This window comes from Streptomyces sudanensis, assembly GCF_023614315.1.
GTDB classification, from domain to species: Bacteria; Actinomycetota; Actinomycetes; order Streptomycetales; family Streptomycetaceae; genus Streptomyces; species Streptomyces sudanensis.
Genome location: NZ_CP095474.1, coordinates 3,069,290 through 3,085,434 on the forward strand (window position 1 = coordinate 3,069,290; position 16,145 = coordinate 3,085,434).

A 16,145-nucleotide genomic window follows, 5' to 3' on the forward strand; every position below is an offset into this window, starting at 1 on the left:
GCCACCCCCTCACCGGCGGCCCCCCGCACCCTCCCCCTCGTGCTCCGCGACGAACTCGGCGATCCACGCGGCCAACCGGTCCGGGTGGGTGCGCGGCACCCAGTGCCCCGCCCGCAGCGTGCGCCGCACCAGCCGCGGTGCCCACCGGTCCAGGTCGTCGTAGAGCCGCTCCGACAGGAACACGTCACCGGTCGGCACGACGAGCTGCACCGGCACGTGCGCGTACGCGTCCGGGCGGGGCCGCCGCGTCCGGGGGCGGACGTTGTCCCGGTACAGCCACGCGCCGTGTGCCGCGTCCGACGGCAGCGACCCGGTCGGGTAGCCCTCCGCGGACGCCCTCCCCGTCCGCCGCGGCACGCCCGGAAGCCGGCCGACCAGCTCCGGCAGCGCCGGCACGTGCAGCAGGCACACGTACCAGGACCTGGCGCACTGCCCCAGCACCTGGGCCGCGCGGCGCGGCGTCGGCCGCCCCACCCGCTCCCCGATCCAGTGGCCGAGGTGGTCCAGGGAGGGTCCCGACACCGAGGTGAAGGAGGCGACCCGGCCCCTGGTGCGCCCGGCCGTGGCGAACTCCCAGCCCTGCACCGAACCCCAGTCGTGCCCCACCAGGTGGACCGGGCGGCCGGGGGCGACCGCGTCCGCGACCGCCAGGAAGTCGTCCGTCAGCCTCTCCAGGGTGAAACCCCCGCGCAGCGGCTCCGGCGCCGTCGACCGGCCGTGCCCCCGGACGTCGTACAGGACCACGTGGAACCGTCCGGCCAGCCGCGCGGCGACCTTCGACCACACCTCCTTGGAGTCCGGGTAGCCGTGCACCAGGACCACGGCGGGGCGGTCCGGGTCGCCCAGTTCGGCGACGCACAGCTCGACCCCGCCCGTGCGGACCCGGCGCTCCCGGGCGCCTTCGAGCGGCCCCATGCCGCCACCTCCGTCCCGCGGGCCCGCGTGCGGCCCGCCTCCGTCCTGCCCGACGGACATGACCGTGCCCGGCGACGGCGGCGGGGATGCGCGAACGGCCCGCGAAGGACCCGGAGGGGGCCGGCCCTCCCGTACGGGCGGGTCCTCCTGGAGTCGGACGGGAATCCAGCCGTCAGGGCTGACGCGGTCCGCGGCGCCCGCCCCTACGGTCGGAACGTGACTGTGATCGCCACCGAAAGCCTCAGCAAGCGGTTCCCCCGGGTGACCGCCCTCGACCGGCTCTCCCTGGACATCGGGCCCGGTGTGACCGGACTTGTGGGTGCCAACGGAGCCGGCAAGTCCACGATGATCAAGATCCTGCTGGGGCTGTCCCCCGCCACCGAGGGCCGCGCCGAGGTCCTCGGCCTCGACGTGGCGACGGAGGGCCCCGCCGTACGCGAGCGCGTCGGCTACATGCCGGAGCACGACTGCCTGCCGCCGGACGTCTCGGCCACCGAGTTCGTCGTCCACATGGCCCGCATGTCGGGGCTCCCGCCCACCGCCGCCCGCGAGCGCACCGCCGACACGCTGCGCCACGTCGGCCTGTACGAGGAGCGGTACCGCCCCATGGGGGGCTACTCGACCGGCATGAAGCAGCGCGTGAAGCTCGCCCAGGCGCTGGTCCACGACCCCCGGCTGGTCCTCCTCGACGAGCCGACGAACGGTCTCGACCCGGTCGGCCGGGACGAGATGCTGGGCCTGATCCGCCGCATCTGGACGGACTTCGGCATCTCGGTGCTGGTCACCTCGCACCTGCTCGGCGAGTTGGAGCGGACCTGCGACCACGTCGTCGTCATCGACGGCGGCCGCCTCCTGCGCTCCAGCTCCACCAGCGACTTCACGCAGGCCACCACCACCCTCGCCGTGGAGGTCACCGACTCCGACGCCCACCCCGACGGCACGGCGGCCCTGCGCGCGGCGCTCGCCGCCGCCGGGGTCGCGCTCCACGCGGGCGTGGAGGACGGCCTGCCCGGCGCGGGCCACGTCCTGCTGCTGGAGGCCGCCGGCGAGGAGACCCACGACATCGTGCGCGACACCGTCGCCGGACTGGGGCTCGGCCTCGTCCGCATGGAGCAGCGCCGCCACCACATAGCCGAGGTGTTCCGCCCCGACCCGGCGGCCGGCCAGTCCCCGGAGGTGCAGTCCCGGTGAGTACCGAGACCCGGATCCACGACATCGGGTACCGCGCGTACGAGGGCCCCCGCCTCGGCCGCGCCTACGCCCGCAGGTCCCTGTACGTCCAGTCCCTGCGCGGGGCGTACGGGCTCGGCCGCAGCGCCAGGTCGAAGGTGCTGCCGGTGCTCCTGTTCGGCGTGATGTGCGTGCCGGCGCTGATCGTCGTCGCGATCGCCATCACGATGAAGTCCCGCTCCCTGAGCGTCGACTACACGAGCTACCCGATCTTCATGCAGCTGGTGATCGCCCTGTACGTGGCCTCCCAGGCGCCGCAGTCCGTCTCGCGCGACCTGCGCTTCCGGAGCGTCCCGCTGTACTTCTCCCGCCCCATCGAGCGCGTCGACTACGTCCTCGCCAAGTACGGCGCGATGGCGTCCGCGCTGTTCGTCCTGACCGCGTCGCCGCTGCTCGTCCTCTACGCGGGGTCGCTGCTGGCGAAGATGGACTTCGCCGACCAGACGGAGGACTTCGCACAGGGGATGGTGTCCGTGGCGCTGATGTCCCTCCTCTTCGGCGGGGTGGGCCTGGTGCTGGCCGCCCTGACGCCCCGCCGCGGCTTCGGCGTCGCCGCCGTGATCGCGGTGCTGTCCGTCTCGTACGGCGCGGTCACCACCGTCCAGGCCATCGCCTGGGGCACCGGGAACCCGGACGCCGTGGTCTGGCTGGGCCTGTTCTCTCCGACCACCCTCGTCGACGGCGTGCAGACCGCCTTCCTCGGCGCCTCCACCTCCTTCCCCGGCGGGGAGGGCCCCGGCGCCGCCGTCGGCGCGGTCTACCTGCTGGTCGTCCTCGCGCTCGTCGCCGGCTCGTACGCCGTGCTGATGCGCCGCTACCGAAAGGTCGGGCTGTGACCACCCTCCACATCGACCGCGTGTCCCGCTGGTTCGGGAACGTCGTCGCCGTCAACGACGTCACGATGACCGTCGGCCCCGGCGTGACCGGCCTCCTCGGCCCGAACGGCGCCGGGAAGTCCACCCTGATCAACATGATGGGCGGCTTCCTCGCCCCCTCGACCGGCGCCGTCACCCTCGACGGGCGACCCGTCTGGCGCAACGAGTCCGTCTACCGCCACATCGGCGTCGTGCCGGAGCGGGAGGCGATGTACGACTTCCTCACCGGCCGCGAGTTCGTCGTGGCCAACGCCGAGCTGCACGGCCTCGGCGAGGCGGAGGCGCGGCGGGCGCTCGCCACCGTGGAGATGGAGTACGCGCAGGACCGGAAGATCGGCACGTACAGCAAGGGCATGCGGCAGCGCGTGAAGATGGCCTCCGCCCTCGTCCACGAGCCTTCCGTCCTCCTCCTGGACGAGCCGTTCAACGGCATGGACCCGCGCCAGCGCATGCAGCTGATGGACCTGCTGCGGCGGATGGGCGCGGACGGCCGGACGGTCCTGTTCTCGTCGCACATCCTGGAGGAGGTCGAGCAGCTCGCCTCCCACATCGAGGTCGTCGTCGCCGGACGGCACGCGGCCAGCGGCGACTTCCGCCGCATCCGCCGCCTGATGACCGACCGCCCGCACCGCTACCTGGTGCGCTCCAGCGACGACCGGGCCCTGGCCGCCGCGCTCATCGCCGACCCGTCGACCGCCGGCATCGAGGTGGACGTGCGCGAGGGCGTCCTGCGCGTGCAGGCGGTGGACTTCGGCCGCTTCACGGAGCTGCTGCCGCGGGTGGCCCGCGAGCACTCCATCCGGCTGCTGACGGTCTCGCCCTCGGACGAGTCCCTCGAGTCGGTCTTCTCCTACCTCGTCGCGGCCTGAAGGGAGCCCTCGACCATGTACCACCCCACAGTCGCCCGGCTCACCTACCGGGGCCTGCTCGGCCGCCGCCGCGCCGCCGTCCTGTTCACCCTCCCCGTCCTGCTGATCGTCATCTCGGCGGCCGTCCGCTTCTTCCAGGGCGCCGACGACCAGATCGCCGCCGACCTGCTCGGCGGGTTCGCACTGGCCGTGATGGTGCCGCTGATCGCGGTCATCGCGGGCACGGGCGCGATCGGGCCGGAGATCGACGACGGCTCGGTCGTCTACCTCCTCGCCAAGCCGGTGAAGCGCTCCACGATCGTCTTCACCAAGCTGGTGGTCGCCGTCGCCGTGACCATGGTCTTCTCGGCCGTCCCGACCCTGGTCGCCGGCCTGGTCCTCAACGGCAACGGCCAGCAGGTCGCGGTCGCGTACACCGTCGCCGCGCTGGTCTCCTCGATCGCCTACAGCGCCCTGTTCCTCCTGCTCGGGACGGTCAGCCGGCACGCCGTCGTCCTGGGCCTCGTGTACACGCTGGTCTGGGAGAACCTGTTCGGCACCCTCGTCTCCGGAGTGCGCACGCTGAGCGTCCAGCAGTGGGCCCTCGCGGTCGCCGACGAGGTGACCCGCGGCGAGGGGCTCGTCTCCTCCGAGGTGACGCTGCCGGTCGCGGCGGCCCTGCTGGCCGCGGTGACCGTCGCCGCCACCTGGTTCGCCGGGCGGAAGCTGCGGACCCTCACCCTGGCGGGCGAGGAGTAGGGGCCCGCCGGGGCCTCCNGGGGNCNGNNCGNGANNGCGGGTCGTGCGGGCCGGGCGGGATTACTGTGGGCCGCGGGCGCCACCGGCCCGCACGACCCGCACTCACACCCTGGGAGCAAGTCATGTCAGAACGCTTCGACGTCGTCGTGCTCGGAGCAGGCCCCGGCGGCTACGTCGCCGCGATCCGCGCGGCCCAGCTGGGCAAGCGCGTCGCGGTGGTCGAGGAGAAGTACTGGGGCGGCGTGTGCCTGAACGTCGGCTGCATCCCGACCAAGGCGCTGCTGCGCAACGCCGAACTGGCGCACGTCTTCACCCAGGAGGCGGAGACGTTCGGCATCCGGGTCGAGGGCCGGGTCTCCTTCGACTACGGCGAGGCGATCCGGCGCAGCCGCCGGGTCGCGGAGGGCCGGGTCAAGGGCGTCCACTACCTAATGAAGAAGAACAAGATCACCGAGTTCACGGGCCGGGGCACGTTCCTCGACGCGAACACCCTGCGGGTGGCCGGGGCGGACGGCTCGACCACCACGATCTCGTTCGACCACTGCATCATCGCGACCGGCGCCTCCACGCGCCTGCTGCCCGGCACGCGCCTCAGCGACCGCGTGGTCACCTACGAGGAGCTCATCCTCGACGAGGACCTGCCGGGCTCCGTCGTCATCGCGGGCGCCGGCGCGATCGGCATCGAGTTCGCGTACGTGATGCGCAACTACGGCGTGAAGGTCACGATCGTCGAGTTCCTGGACCGGCTGGCGCCGCTGGAGGACGAGGACGTCTCGGCGGAGCTCGCCAGGCAGTACCGCAAGCTGGGCATCGACGTCCTGACCTCCACGCGCGTGGAGACGATCGACGAGTCGGGCCCGCAGGTCCGCGTCACGGTCACGGGCAAGGACGGCGCGCAGCGGGTGCTGGAGGCCGACAAGGTCCTGCAGGCGATCGGCTTCGTGCCGAACGTCACGGGCTACGGCCTGGAGGCGACGGGCGTACGGCTCACGGAGCGCGGCGCCATCGACGTGGACGGCCGCTGCCGCACCTCGGTTCCGCACATCCACGCCATCGGCGACGTCACCGCGAAGCTCATGCTGGCGCACACCGCGGAGTCGATGGGCATCGTGGCCGCCGAGACGATCGCGGGCGCCGAGACGATGGAGCTCGACTACCCGATGATCCCGCGCGCGACGTACTGCCAGCCGCAGATCGCCAGCTTCGGCTGGACGGAGAAGCAGGCGCGGGAGAAGGGCTTCGACGTCAAGGTCGTCAAGTTCCCCTTCACCGCGAACGGCAAGGCGCACGGCCTCGGGTACTCGACGGGCTTCGTGAAGCTGATCAGCGACGCGAAGTACGGCGAGATCATCGGCGCCCACATGATCGGCCCCGACGTCACGGAGCTGCTGCCCGAGCTGACGCTGGCCCAGCGGTGGGACCTCACGGTCCACGAGGTGGCGCGCAACGTGCACGCCCACCCGACGCTGAGCGAGGCGGTGAAGGACGCCGTGCACGGCCTCGCCGGACACATGATCAACCTCTGAACGCCCTTCGCGCCGGTCCCCGGGCGGCCTCCCCGTCCGGGGACCGGCCCGGGTCCGGACCCCGGTCCGGGTCCGGGCTCAGCGGGGGAGCAGCCGCTCCAGGGCCACGGCGATGCCGTCCGCGTCGTTGGCCGCGGTGACCTCGTCGGCCACGGCCTTCAGCGCGTCGTGGGCGTTGCCCATGGCGACGCCGTGCCGGGCCCAGGCGAACATGGGGATGTCGTTGGGCATGTCGCCGAACGCGATGGTGTCCGCCGCCGTCACGCCCAGCCGGCGGGCCGCCAGGGAGAGACCGGTCGCCTTGCTGAGGCCCAGCGGCAGGATCTCGACTATGCCCGCGCCCGCCACGACGACGTCCACGAGGTCGCCGATCACCCGGCGCGCGGTGGCCGCCAGGGCGTCGTCGTCCAGGTCGGGGTGCTGGACGTACACCTTGTTCAGCGGCGCCGACCACAGGTCCGCCGGGTCCTCCAGGGGCAGGCACGGCAGCGAACCGCTCCGGAGCCGGTAGCCCGCACCGACCAGCATCTCGCCGTCCAGGCCGTCGCGGGCGGCGGCCAGCGCGGGCGGGCCGATCTCGGCCTCCAGCTTCGCCAGGGCGAGCGCCGCCAGCCGCCGGTCCAGCGTCACCGACGTCAGCAGCCGGTGCTCGCCCGCGTGGTAGACCTGCGCGCCCTGGCCGCACACCGCGAGACCCCGGTAGCCCAGGTCGTCGAGGATGTGGCGGGTCCAGGACACGGAGCGGCCGGTGACCACGATGTGCGCGGCGCCCGCCGCGGTGACGGCGGCGAGCGCGTCGCGGGTGCGCTGCGACACGGTCTCGTCGGGACGCAGCAGCGTCCCGTCGAGGTCCGTCGCGACGAGCCGGTAGGGGAAGGGGCTCACGTGGCCACGGGCTCCAGCAGCTCCCGTCCGCCGAGGTACGGCCGCAGGACCTCCGGCACGCGGACCGAGCCGTCGGCCAGCTGGTGGTTCTCCAGGATCGCCACGATCGTGCGCGGGACGGCGCACAGCGTGCCGTTGAGCGTCGCGAGCGGCTGGACCCTGTTGCCGTCACGCATGCGCACGGACAGGCGGCGGGCCTGGAAGCCGTCGCAGTTCGACGCGGAGGTCAGCTCGCGGTACTTGCCCTGCGTCGGGATCCACGCCTCGCAGTCGTACTTGCGCGAGGCGGACGCGCCCAGGTCGCCGCTGGCCACGTCGATCACCTGGAACGGCAGCTCCAGCGCGGTCAGCCACTGCTTCTCCCACTCCAGCAGCCGCCGGTGCTCGGCCTCGGCGTCCTCCGGGGCGACGTAGCAGAACATCTCGACCTTGTCGAACTGGTGGACGCGGAAGATGCCGCGGGTGTCCTTGCCGTACGTGCCGGCCTCGCGGCGGTAGCAGGGGGAGAACCCGGCGTACCGCAGCGGCAGCTTGTCGGCGTCGAGGATCTCGTCCATGTGGTACGCGGCGAGGGGCACTTCGGACGTGCCGACCAGGTAGAAGTCGTCCTTCTCCAGGTGGTACACGTTCTCCGCCGCCTGGCCGAGGAAGCCGGTCCCCTCCATGGCGCGCGGGCGGACCAGCGCCGGCGTGAGCATCGGGACGAAGCCGGCCTCGGTGGCCTGCGCGATCGCGGCGTTGACCAGGGCCAGCTCCAGCAGCGCGCCGACGCCCGTCAGGTAGTAGAAGCGCGAGCCGGAGACCTTCGCGCCGCGCTCGACGTCGATGGCGCCCAGCGCCTCGCCGAGCTCCAGGTGGTCCTTCGGCTCGAAGCCCTCGGCGGCGAAGTCGCGGATCGTGCCGTGCGTCTCCAGGACGACGAAGTCCTCCTCGCCGCCGACCGGGACGTCCGGGTGGACGAGGTTGCCGAGTCGGAGCAGCAGGTGCCGGGCCTCCTCCTCGGCCTCGTGCTGCTCGGCGTCGGCCGCCTTGACGTCGGCCTTGAGCTGCTCGGCCCGCTTGAGCAGTTCGGCACGCTCCTCGGGGGAGGCCTTGGGGATGAGCTTGCCGAGCGACTTCTGCTCGGAGCGGAGTTCGTCGAAGCGGACGCCGGACGACCTGCGCCGCTCGTCGGCGGAGAGCAGGGCGTCGACGAGGTCGACGTCCTCTCCACGGGCGCGCTGGGAGGCGCGGACACGGTCGGGGTCCTCACGGAGCAGGCGAAGGTCGATCACCCCTCCAGGCTACCGGTGCGCACCGCTCGGACCCCAACGAGTACCGCCCCTCCGTGAACGGATCTTTCCACCCTGTTCGCCGGTCTTGTTCACGATGTCGATGGAAAATGTGGATTCGCCGGCAAAGACGGCTTCGGGTGCGCGGCTTGTCCACAGAGATGGTCGAGTGAGGAAAAGTTATCCACAGGCTGTGTGGAAAGGGTGTGGACTTCGCGATCGACCTCTCCGACGGGCGGTATCGGGCCGGTTGCTCCTGCTCAAACCCTCTTCGGAGCCCCTTTCGGGTGGGAGCTCTTCCCTCTAAGGGGTTGATCGACGGAATTTGGGTGACGGGAGAGGGTGAAGTGATCCGTGGGGGGTGATGGAGCTTGTGACCGGATCAATCAATTTCGTCCACTTTTGGTGAGAGTGGAGAAGAGGCGAGGTGTCGACTTGTCCCCAGGACGCCCCCCTTCCCTGTGGATAACTCGGACGGCGTGGGGACACCTCAGTCGCCCCGGCCGTCCTGGCAGCGCGCCAGCCAGTCCGCCGCCGCGGTGAAGTCGGCGTCCGACGTACCGGGCCGAGGGGGCCGCACCTCGCCGGCCGCCACGCCCGCCCGCGGGTACGAGCCCAGGAAGCGCACCTTCGGGCAGATCCGCTTCAGCCCCATCAGCGCCTCGCCCACCCGCCGGTCCGCGATGTGCCCCTCGGCGTCCACCGCGAAGCAGTAGTTGCCGATTCCCGCGCCCGTGGGACGCGACTGGATCAGCATCAGGTTGACGCCGCGCACCGCGAACTCCTGGAGGAGCTCCAGCAGGGCGCCCGGGTGGTCGTCCCGGAGCCAGATCACCATCGACGTCTTGTCCGCGCCCGTCGGCGCCGCCGGCCGTGCCGGCCGGCCCACCAGCACGAACCGGGTCTCGGCGTTCTCCGCGTCGTGGATCTCCGTGAACAGCGCCTCCAGCCCGTACGTCGCCGCCGCGAACTCCCCGGCGAACGCCGCGTCGTACCGGCCCTCCCGCACCAGCCGGGCGCCGTCCGCGTTCGACGCGGCCGACTCCCACACCGCCTCCGGCAGATGGGCGCGCAGCCAGTTCCGCACCTGCGGCTGCGCCACCGGGTGACCGGTCACCGTCCTGATGTCGGCGGGTTTCGTGCCCGGCCGTACCAGCAGGGCGAACGCGATGGGCAGCAGCACCTCGCGGTGGATCACCAGCGGCCGGCCCGACGCCAGCTCGTCGAGGGTGACGGTGACCCCGCCCTCCACCGAGTTCTCGATCGGCACGAGCGCGCCGGCGGCCTCCCCGTTCCGCACGGCGTCCAGGGCGGCCGGCACCGACACCATCGGCACCAGCTCGCGCGTCGCGGCCTCCGGCAGCGTGCGCAGGGCCGCCTCGGTGAAGGTCCCCTCGGGGCCGAGGTAGGTGAATCGCGTGGCCGACATGCCGGTCACCCTAGTGCGCCCGGCCTGCCTCCCGCCGGTGCTTCCGGTCAAGGAGTCCCGCCGCCGTACCGGCCGCGCGCCGTCACGCCTCCAGCAGCCGCTGCCCCACGTACTCCCCGTCCGCCGGACCCCCGGGCACCGCGAAGAGGGCGCTCGACTCGTGCCGGATGAACGGGGACAGGGCGTCGCCCCGGTCCAGCTTCCGCTGCACCGGCACGAACGCCTTCCACGGGTCCGCCTGCCAGCAGACGAACAACAGGCCCGCGTCCGGCGTCCCGTCCGGGCCGATCCCGTCGTGGTACGAGAACGGGCGGCGCAGCATCGTCGCGCCGCCGTTCTGCTCCGGTGCCGAGATCCGCGCGTGGGCGTCGGCCGGGATCACCGGGCTGCCGTCCGGGCCGCGCCTGTCCAGGTCCGGCTCCGTTGTCTCCGTGCCGCCCGTGAGCGGGGCGCCGTCGGACTTGCGCCGGCCGATCACCGCCTCCTGGTCCTTCAGCGGGAGCTTCTCCCAGTCGTCGAGCAGCATCCGGATCCGCCGCACCACCGCGTAGGAGCCGCCGGCCATCCACGGCTGGGCCCCACCGGGGGCGACGAAGACGTGCCCGGCGAAGCCGGGGTCGGCCGGCTTCGGGTTGCCCGTGCCGTCGACCTGCCCCATCAGGTTGCGGGTCGTCATGGGGCGCGCGGTCGCGCCGGGAGAGCGGTTGAAGCCGTTCATCTGCCAGCGCACCCTCGCCGCCGCGCCCGCCTCCCGCTGGACGGTGCGCAGCGCGTGGAACGCGACCAGCGCGTCGTCGGCGCCGATCTGCACCCACAGGTCGCCGCCGGACCGCTTCGGGTCCAGACGGTCGGACGAGAACACCGGCAGCGGTTCCAACTGCTCCGGACGCCGCGCCGCCAGCCCCGTGCGGTCGAAGAAGGAGGCGCCGAACCCGAACGTGACCGTCAGGGAGCACGGGCCCGCGTCCCGCGCCACCCCGCCGTCGGTGTCGCCCGCCGGTTCGCCCGCCATCAGCAGTTCGGCCGCCGCCGACCACCGGCGCATCAGCGCGGCGGCCTCCTTGCGCCCCGAGCCCGGCGCCAGGTCGAACGCCACCAGGTGACCGCGCGCCTGCGGCGGCTGCACGATCCCCGCCTGGTGGGCGCCGCGGAACGGCACCCGCGCCGAGCCCACCGCCGTCAGCGCCGGCCCGCCGTCGCCGTCGTCGAGGGCCGCGTACCCGGCCGCGCCGCCGGCCGCGCCGAGCGCGAGCCCCGCCGCCCCGGCGGCGCCCACGGTGCCGAGGAGCCGGCGCCTAGAGATCTCCAGGTCGTCACTCATGTCGATTCAACCGATCTTCACGTTCTCTTCGATGGTGGTCTGGTCGATGTCGGACGTCCGCACCGTCACCCGGATGCGCCACTCCCCCGGCATCGGGAGCCGCACCGGGCGGGCTGTCCACCGGCCCGCGGCGTCCCGGTCGAGCACGGCCGGCAGCGGCCCGATGCCCTGCGCGTCGAGGGTGAACGACACCTTCAGCTCGGCCACGTCGCGCGGCCGCCCGTCCGGACCGTCGACGGCGATCCGGAGCGTGTTGCCCCCCGACCGGCCGGGGTCGAGGACCAGCCGCACGGTGCCGGTGCCGCCTCGGCCGCCGGTGTCGAAGGGCAGGCCGATGTCGACCGGCCGGTCCGGCACGGCGGTCGCGGTGGCGGCCCGCATCCGGTCGGCCCGCTCCTGGGCGCGGCCCGGTTCGGTCGTGGTGAGGGCGGTGGTCACCCCGAGGAGCACCACGACGACGGCCGTCTCGGTGAGTACGGAACGTCGCAGACCGGCCCGCGCCGGGTCGGCGTCGCGCGCGCGTCGCCGGCGGGCGACGGCGACGGCGGCCCGCTGCCGCGCGAGCTGAGCCGCGCGTACCGGATCGACGTCGCCGCGGGGAGCCGTGTCCGCCGCGTCCCGTGCCGTGTCCGCCCCGTCCCGCCCGGTGCCGTCGTCCTCCGCGTCCGCCGGGACGTCCGCCGGGACGTCCGCCGCCTCCGCGAGCCGCCGCGTCCAGCGCCGGGAAGCCAGGCCGAGGCCCAGCAGGACCACGACGAGCCCCACCTTCACCAGCAGCAGCCGCCCGTACGCGGTGCCGGTCAGCGCCGTCCACGTGCCGACCTGCCGCCACGACTGGTACAGCCCGGTCGCCGCCAGCACCACCACGCAGCCGAACGCCAGCCGCGAGTACCGGTGGACGGCGGCGCGGTCGACGGACGGCTCCCGGTACAGCGCGACGGCCAGCGTCGCCAGGCCGCCCAGCCAGCCCGCGACGGCGAGCAGGTGCAGCACGTCCAGCGGCATGGCGAGCCAGGTCTGCACCCCGGTCGACGCGTGCTCCGACAGGGCCCAGGTACCGGCGGCCCCGGCCGCGACGACCGTTCCGGCGGCCACCGGGACGATCGCCGCGGCCCGCCGTGCGCCCGGCCCTCCGCGCCGCGCGTACGGCCCGAAGAGCACCGCGAGGAGCAGCCCCGCCACCCCGGCGAGCAGCAACCGCGAGACGAGCGCGGCACCGGTCCCGGTGCCCAGCACCTCCCGCAGGACACCGGGGTCGAGGGCGTCGCCCGGCCCCCCCGNNCCCGGTGTACGGCCCGCGCAGCACCAGCAGCGCCAGGGTGGCCGCGGTGAACGCCGCCCAGCCGTACCCGACGAACCGCCGCACCGGCCGCGCGGACGCGCCGCGCGGCCAGCAGACGAGGACGAACGCGGAACCGCCCACCAGCACGACGAAACCCGCGTACGACACGTACCGCCCCACGTCGTACAGCAGGCCGACGGGCCCGCCCCCCGTCTCCTGCCGGGGCAGGACGACCTTCGTCTCGGACGGCCTGCCGATGGAGAAGCTGAACGCCCCGGAGATCGGGTGGCTGTCCGCCGAAACGGCCTGCCACGCCACGGTGTACGTGCCTTCCGGCAGGTCGTCGCGCAGATCCACGCCGTACCTGACGACCGAGCCGTCGCACAGGTCGCGCAGTTCCCCGCCGTCGGCGCGCCTGCCGCCCGGTTCGAGCACGCGGATGTCGTCGTCGCCGAGGGCGACCTGCTCGGAGAAGGTGAGCGTCACGCGCTGCGGCGCGGTGGCGACCACCGCCCCGTCCGCCGGGTCGCTGCCGGTCAGCACGGAGTGCGCCGACGCCGTGCCGGCCCCGGTGCCGAACAGCACCGCGGCGAGCAGCAGCAGGGCCAGGACCCGGTGCCCCCTCCGCCGGACCGGCGGACGGGGCACCGGGCGCACGGCTCCGGGGTGNGGGGGCGTTGGCCGTCATGGGGGGTCCTCGTCGCTCAGTGCCGTGTGCCGTCGTGCTGCCGCGACGGGTGCGGGCGGCCGTGTCCGCCGTGCGGCGCGTGCTCGCCGGGGTGCCGGGGATCGTGGGTCCTGTCCTCCACCGGGACCTCGACCTCGATCGGGCCGGACTTCTCGAAGCGCAGCTCGACCTTGATCTTGTCGCCCTGCTTGGGAAGGCGCTTCAACCCCATGAACATCAGGTGGTCGCCGCCGCGTTCCAGCCTCAGCTCGCCGTGTGCGGGCAGGTCGAAGGAGTCGACCTGCCGCATCCTGCGGTCCTTCGTCTCGTGCATCTGCACGTCGTCGGAGAGGTCGCTGGTGACGGACGTGAGCGTGTCACCGGCGTCGCCGGTGTTGGTGACGGTGAGGAAGCCGGCCGCCATGTCGGTGTTCACCGGCTCCGGGACGAAGGCTCCGCGGACCTCTGGGCGCGGCTCGCCGTCCGCCGGACCGGCGGAGGAGCAGCCGCCCAGCACCAGGCCGGCCAGGAGCGCGAACGCGGTGGAGAGCGCCGCGGTGCGGGTCACGGCTTCTCCCCGCGGATGAGTTCCGGCAGGTCCTCGGCGTACTGCTCGGCGGTGGTGTTCTCGCCGTAGACGACGTAGCCGCGGTCGGTCTTCGGAGAGAAGGCCATCACCTGCGCACCGTGCATGGAGACGACCTTCCCGTCCTTGTCCTTGGACGGCGGGTCGATGCCGATGCCGAGCCGGCGGGCGCCGGCCTGGATCTTGGAGAACTCGCCGCTGAGGCCGACGAAGTCGGGGGCGCCCGCGGACGGCAGCCACTTGGCGAGTTCGGCGGGGGTGTCGCGCTCGGGGTCGGTGGTGACGAAGACGACCTCCAGCTTGTCGCGGTCGGCCGCGGGCAGCCGTTTCATCGCCTCGGCGAGGTTGCTCATGGTCAGCGGGCACACGTCGGGGCAGTGCGTGTAGCCGAAGTAGACCAGGGTCGGCCTGCCCTTGGTGCGCTCCCGCAGGTCGTACGGCTTGCCGGTGGTGTCCGTGAGGACGAGGTCGGGCTTCTCGAACGGGCGGTCCAGCACCGTGCCGGGCTTTCCCGCGTCCGGTGCCACCGACACGTCGGCGACGGGGCCGCCGCTCGCGGCCGGGCCGGTGCCGCACGCGGACAGGGCGAGGGCCGCCGCGGCGGCGAGTGCCGCGGCGGCCGACCGGGTGCGCCGGGCCGTGCGACGGGGGCGCGTGGTGTCGAGGATGTCGCGCATCACGTGTTCTCTCACATCGGTAGGGGTGGTCGTCGGGGCTCAGGCGGAACGGCGGCGGGCCAGGGCGCCGTAGGCGATGCCCACGGCTCCGACCAGGATGCCGACGGCGCCGAGGACCCGGGCGGTGGTGTCGCTCGTGTCGGTGGAGGCCGCCGCGGTCTCCGCCTCACCGTCCGTCTCGCCGCCCGTCTCGCCGTCCTCGGCGGAGGTGAGTTCGAGGACGGGCGCGGGGGAGTCGGGCTCGGTTCCCCGCGGTTCCTCGATCCAGCGCACGACCTCCTTGTTGTCGTACGTCTGGAGGGCCTTGAAGACGAGCCGGTCGGTGTTCTCGGGCAGGCGGCCGAGCGACACCGGGAACTGCTGGAACTGGCCGGGCTCGATCTTCGAACCGCTCGCCGTCCAGGTGATCTTGGAAGGGGCCTCGGTGATCTTCTTGCCGTGCAGGTCCAGCGGGGTGGCGAGCCTGGTCTTCTCGACCTTGACGGTCCAGCCGGGGACGGGCTGCGGCATCACGGACGCCAGCGGGTGGTCCCGGTCCAGCGTGACCTCCAGCTTCACGGTGGAGGCGCCGTCCCGCTCGTTGGGGACCTTGAAGTTGACCGTCGCGTAGCCGCCCTTGGCGGCTTCGCCCTGCGGCTGGACGGTCACATGGGCGTGGGCGGCGGGGGAGAGCAGCAGGACGGACGAGAGGGCGGCACCGCCGACGAGGGCGAGACGCGAGGACGGACGGGTGACGTTCATGTCGGAACACTCCACGGGGGGAAGGACGTGAGGGCGCCGCGCGCACGGGCGCGGTGGCGTCGGTCCGGTCGCGGACACACCTCCCCGCGGGCGTCGCCCGACCCGCCGGGCACGCCGAGGACCGGGTGCGCCGAGAGGGCCGGGCCGGGGCACGCCGTCACGGGTGCCTCGGAGCAGGGGCCGGGAAAGCCGGACCGGATCAGGCCGGGACGAGCGGGGGGCCGCGCCTGACCACCGTGTGCTGGAGTGTCACGCCCGCCGGGGCCGGCGGGTCGTCTTCCCCGGCTCGCGCCGCCCGGAGCCCCGCCGCGAGCGGCGGCATCCCGGCGAACAGCGCCCGTACGAGGAGCAGGGCCGCACGAAGCGCCCGTACGAGCGTCTCCTCGGCGGCCTCGACGGCGCCCCGGGCCGTGGCTTCGGCCAGCCGGTGGAGCCGCAGCAGCGCCAGGTCGCCGCGGCGCAGCAGCCAGCCGACGGGAAGCGCCGCCAGCAGGTGCGCCAGGACCATCGACAGGCTCGGCAGGATCGGCGGATCCAGGGGGGCGGGCAGCGGACCGGCGGCCGCCGGATCGAGACCCGCTGTCGTCAGGATCCGGTGCGCCTCTTCGGGAGTGATCCGCTCCGTTGCTCCGTCGCCGCAGACCAGCCGGGCCGCGGCCCGGATCAGTGCGTCGTCCGCGGGCCCGCCGGCACGGGCGGCGTGTCCCTGCCCGATGCCGAAGACCGCGTGGAGGGCCAGCTGCCCGCCTGTCAGAGCCGCCGTGATCACCGGCAGCGAGCGTTCGCGCCCGCAGAGCGGAAGGGCGAGGACGAGGATGCCGGCGAAGCCGGTGCCCAGCGCCCACCAGGGAACGGCCGAGCCCGAGGCGAGGGAGTGCCCCACCGCGGACAGCACGACGCAGACCGCGGTGAACACCGCGGTCCTCAGCAGTCGTGACAGGGGGGAGGACATGGCCGGGCCATCATCCCACCAGGGTCCGGCGGCCCCGACGGCAGGTCCGGTACGTCTTCTTTGGTGCCGGTGTCCCGAAAGGGGACTCCGGTGCCCGGGCGTCCGGAGCAAACGGGTCCACTGATCGAGGGATCAGGCGTCGGCGCGGCGCTTATATGTCGCATACGGGGCAATACGTAAC

The 16,145-nt window shown here is 73.5% G+C and carries 13 protein-coding genes and 3 pseudogenes; 5 read left to right on the top strand and 11 right to left on the bottom strand.

The features are described from left to right. Positions 1–24: 24 nt before the first annotated feature. Positions 25–915: pseudogene (locus MW084_RS14250) on the bottom strand (alpha/beta fold hydrolase); the annotation flags it as partial. 222 nt (positions 916–1,137) lie between these two features. On the opposite strand from MW084_RS14250, the gene MW084_RS14255 reads away from it, so the two are divergent. The 5 genes from MW084_RS14255 (at position 1,138) to lpdA (ending at position 6,153) form a co-directional block, all read left to right on the top strand. Next, the gene (locus tag MW084_RS14255; RefSeq protein WP_010467887.1) at positions 1,138–2,106 is read left to right on the top strand and encodes an ABC transporter ATP-binding protein; all 969 of its coding nucleotides are present in this window, start codon (positions 1,138–1,140) and stop codon (positions 2,104–2,106) included. After that, on the top strand, positions 2,103–2,981 hold the full coding sequence (locus tag MW084_RS14260; protein ID WP_010467889.1) for an ABC transporter permease: 879 nt from the start codon (positions 2,103–2,105) through the stop codon (positions 2,979–2,981). Before MW084_RS14255 ends, MW084_RS14260 begins: the two co-directional genes overlap by 4 nt. Then, the gene (locus MW084_RS14265) at positions 2,978–3,889 is read left to right on the top strand and encodes an ABC transporter ATP-binding protein (RefSeq protein ID WP_010467891.1); all 912 of its coding nucleotides are present in this window, start codon (positions 2,978–2,980) and stop codon (positions 3,887–3,889) included. Before MW084_RS14260 ends, MW084_RS14265 begins: the two co-directional genes overlap by 4 nt. 15 nt (positions 3,890–3,904) lie before the next feature. Next, entirely contained in the window at positions 3,905–4,627 is a 723-nt protein-coding gene (locus MW084_RS14270) for an ABC transporter permease (protein WP_010467892.1), read from the top strand. A gap of 122 nt (positions 4,628–4,749) precedes the next feature. Then, positions 4,750–6,153: a dihydrolipoyl dehydrogenase gene (gene lpdA / locus MW084_RS14275; RefSeq protein ID WP_010467894.1), complete on the top strand. Its 1,404-nt coding sequence runs from the start codon at positions 4,750–4,752 to the stop codon at positions 6,151–6,153. Between the two features lie 78 nt (positions 6,154–6,231). Here the strand turns inward: lpdA and MW084_RS14280 are convergent, their stop codons facing one another. The 10 genes and pseudogenes from MW084_RS14280 to MW084_RS14325 all read right to left on the bottom strand — a co-directional run bounded on the left by MW084_RS14280 (position 6,232) and on the right by MW084_RS14325 (position 15,964). Continuing rightward, complete coding sequence (locus MW084_RS14280) at positions 6,232–7,038, bottom strand: HAD family hydrolase (RefSeq protein ID WP_010467896.1); 807 nt, start codon at positions 7,036–7,038, stop codon at positions 6,232–6,234. Further along, complete coding sequence (gene serS, locus MW084_RS14285) at positions 7,035–8,312, bottom strand: serine--tRNA ligase (RefSeq protein ID WP_010467898.1); 1,278 nt, start codon at positions 8,310–8,312, stop codon at positions 7,035–7,037. The genes MW084_RS14280 and serS overlap by 4 nt, the downstream gene beginning before the upstream one ends. A 487-nt stretch (positions 8,313–8,799) precedes the next feature. Next, positions 8,800–9,738, bottom strand: a complete 939-nt coding sequence (pheA, locus tag MW084_RS14290) for a prephenate dehydratase (RefSeq protein ID WP_010467900.1) — start codon at positions 9,736–9,738, stop codon at positions 8,800–8,802. Between the two features lie 82 nt (positions 9,739–9,820). Next, positions 9,821–11,059 (bottom strand): iron uptake transporter deferrochelatase/peroxidase subunit, encoded by a 1,239-nt coding sequence (gene efeB / locus MW084_RS14295; protein WP_010467903.1) that lies wholly within the window; start codon positions 11,057–11,059, stop codon positions 9,821–9,823. A 6-nt stretch (positions 11,060–11,065) separates the two neighbouring features. Beyond that, positions 11,066–12,339: pseudogene (locus tag MW084_RS14300) on the bottom strand (CopD family protein); the annotation flags it as partial. A 2-nt stretch (positions 12,340–12,341) separates the two neighbouring features. After that, positions 12,342–12,989: pseudogene (locus MW084_RS14305) on the bottom strand (copper resistance CopC family protein); the annotation flags it as partial. A gap of 56 nt (positions 12,990–13,045) precedes the next feature. Beyond that, the gene (locus MW084_RS14310) at positions 13,046–13,576 is read right to left on the bottom strand and encodes a copper chaperone PCu(A)C (protein ID WP_010467907.1); all 531 of its coding nucleotides are present in this window, start codon (positions 13,574–13,576) and stop codon (positions 13,046–13,048) included. Beyond that, positions 13,573–14,271 carry an SCO family protein gene (locus MW084_RS14315; protein ID WP_010467908.1) on the bottom strand — a complete coding sequence of 233 codons (699 nt, stop codon included), beginning with the start codon at positions 14,269–14,271 and terminating at the stop codon, positions 13,573–13,575. The genes MW084_RS14310 and MW084_RS14315 overlap by 4 nt, the downstream gene beginning before the upstream one ends. Positions 14,272–14,310: 39 nt before the next feature. Next, positions 14,311–15,012, bottom strand: a complete 702-nt coding sequence (locus MW084_RS14320; RefSeq protein ID WP_010467910.1) for a YcnI family copper-binding membrane protein — start codon at positions 15,010–15,012, stop codon at positions 14,311–14,313. Between the two features lie 199 nt (positions 15,013–15,211). Continuing rightward, positions 15,212–15,964, bottom strand: a complete 753-nt coding sequence (locus tag MW084_RS14325; protein ID WP_010467912.1) for a hypothetical protein — start codon at positions 15,962–15,964, stop codon at positions 15,212–15,214. Positions 15,965–16,145: the final 181 nt, after the last annotated feature.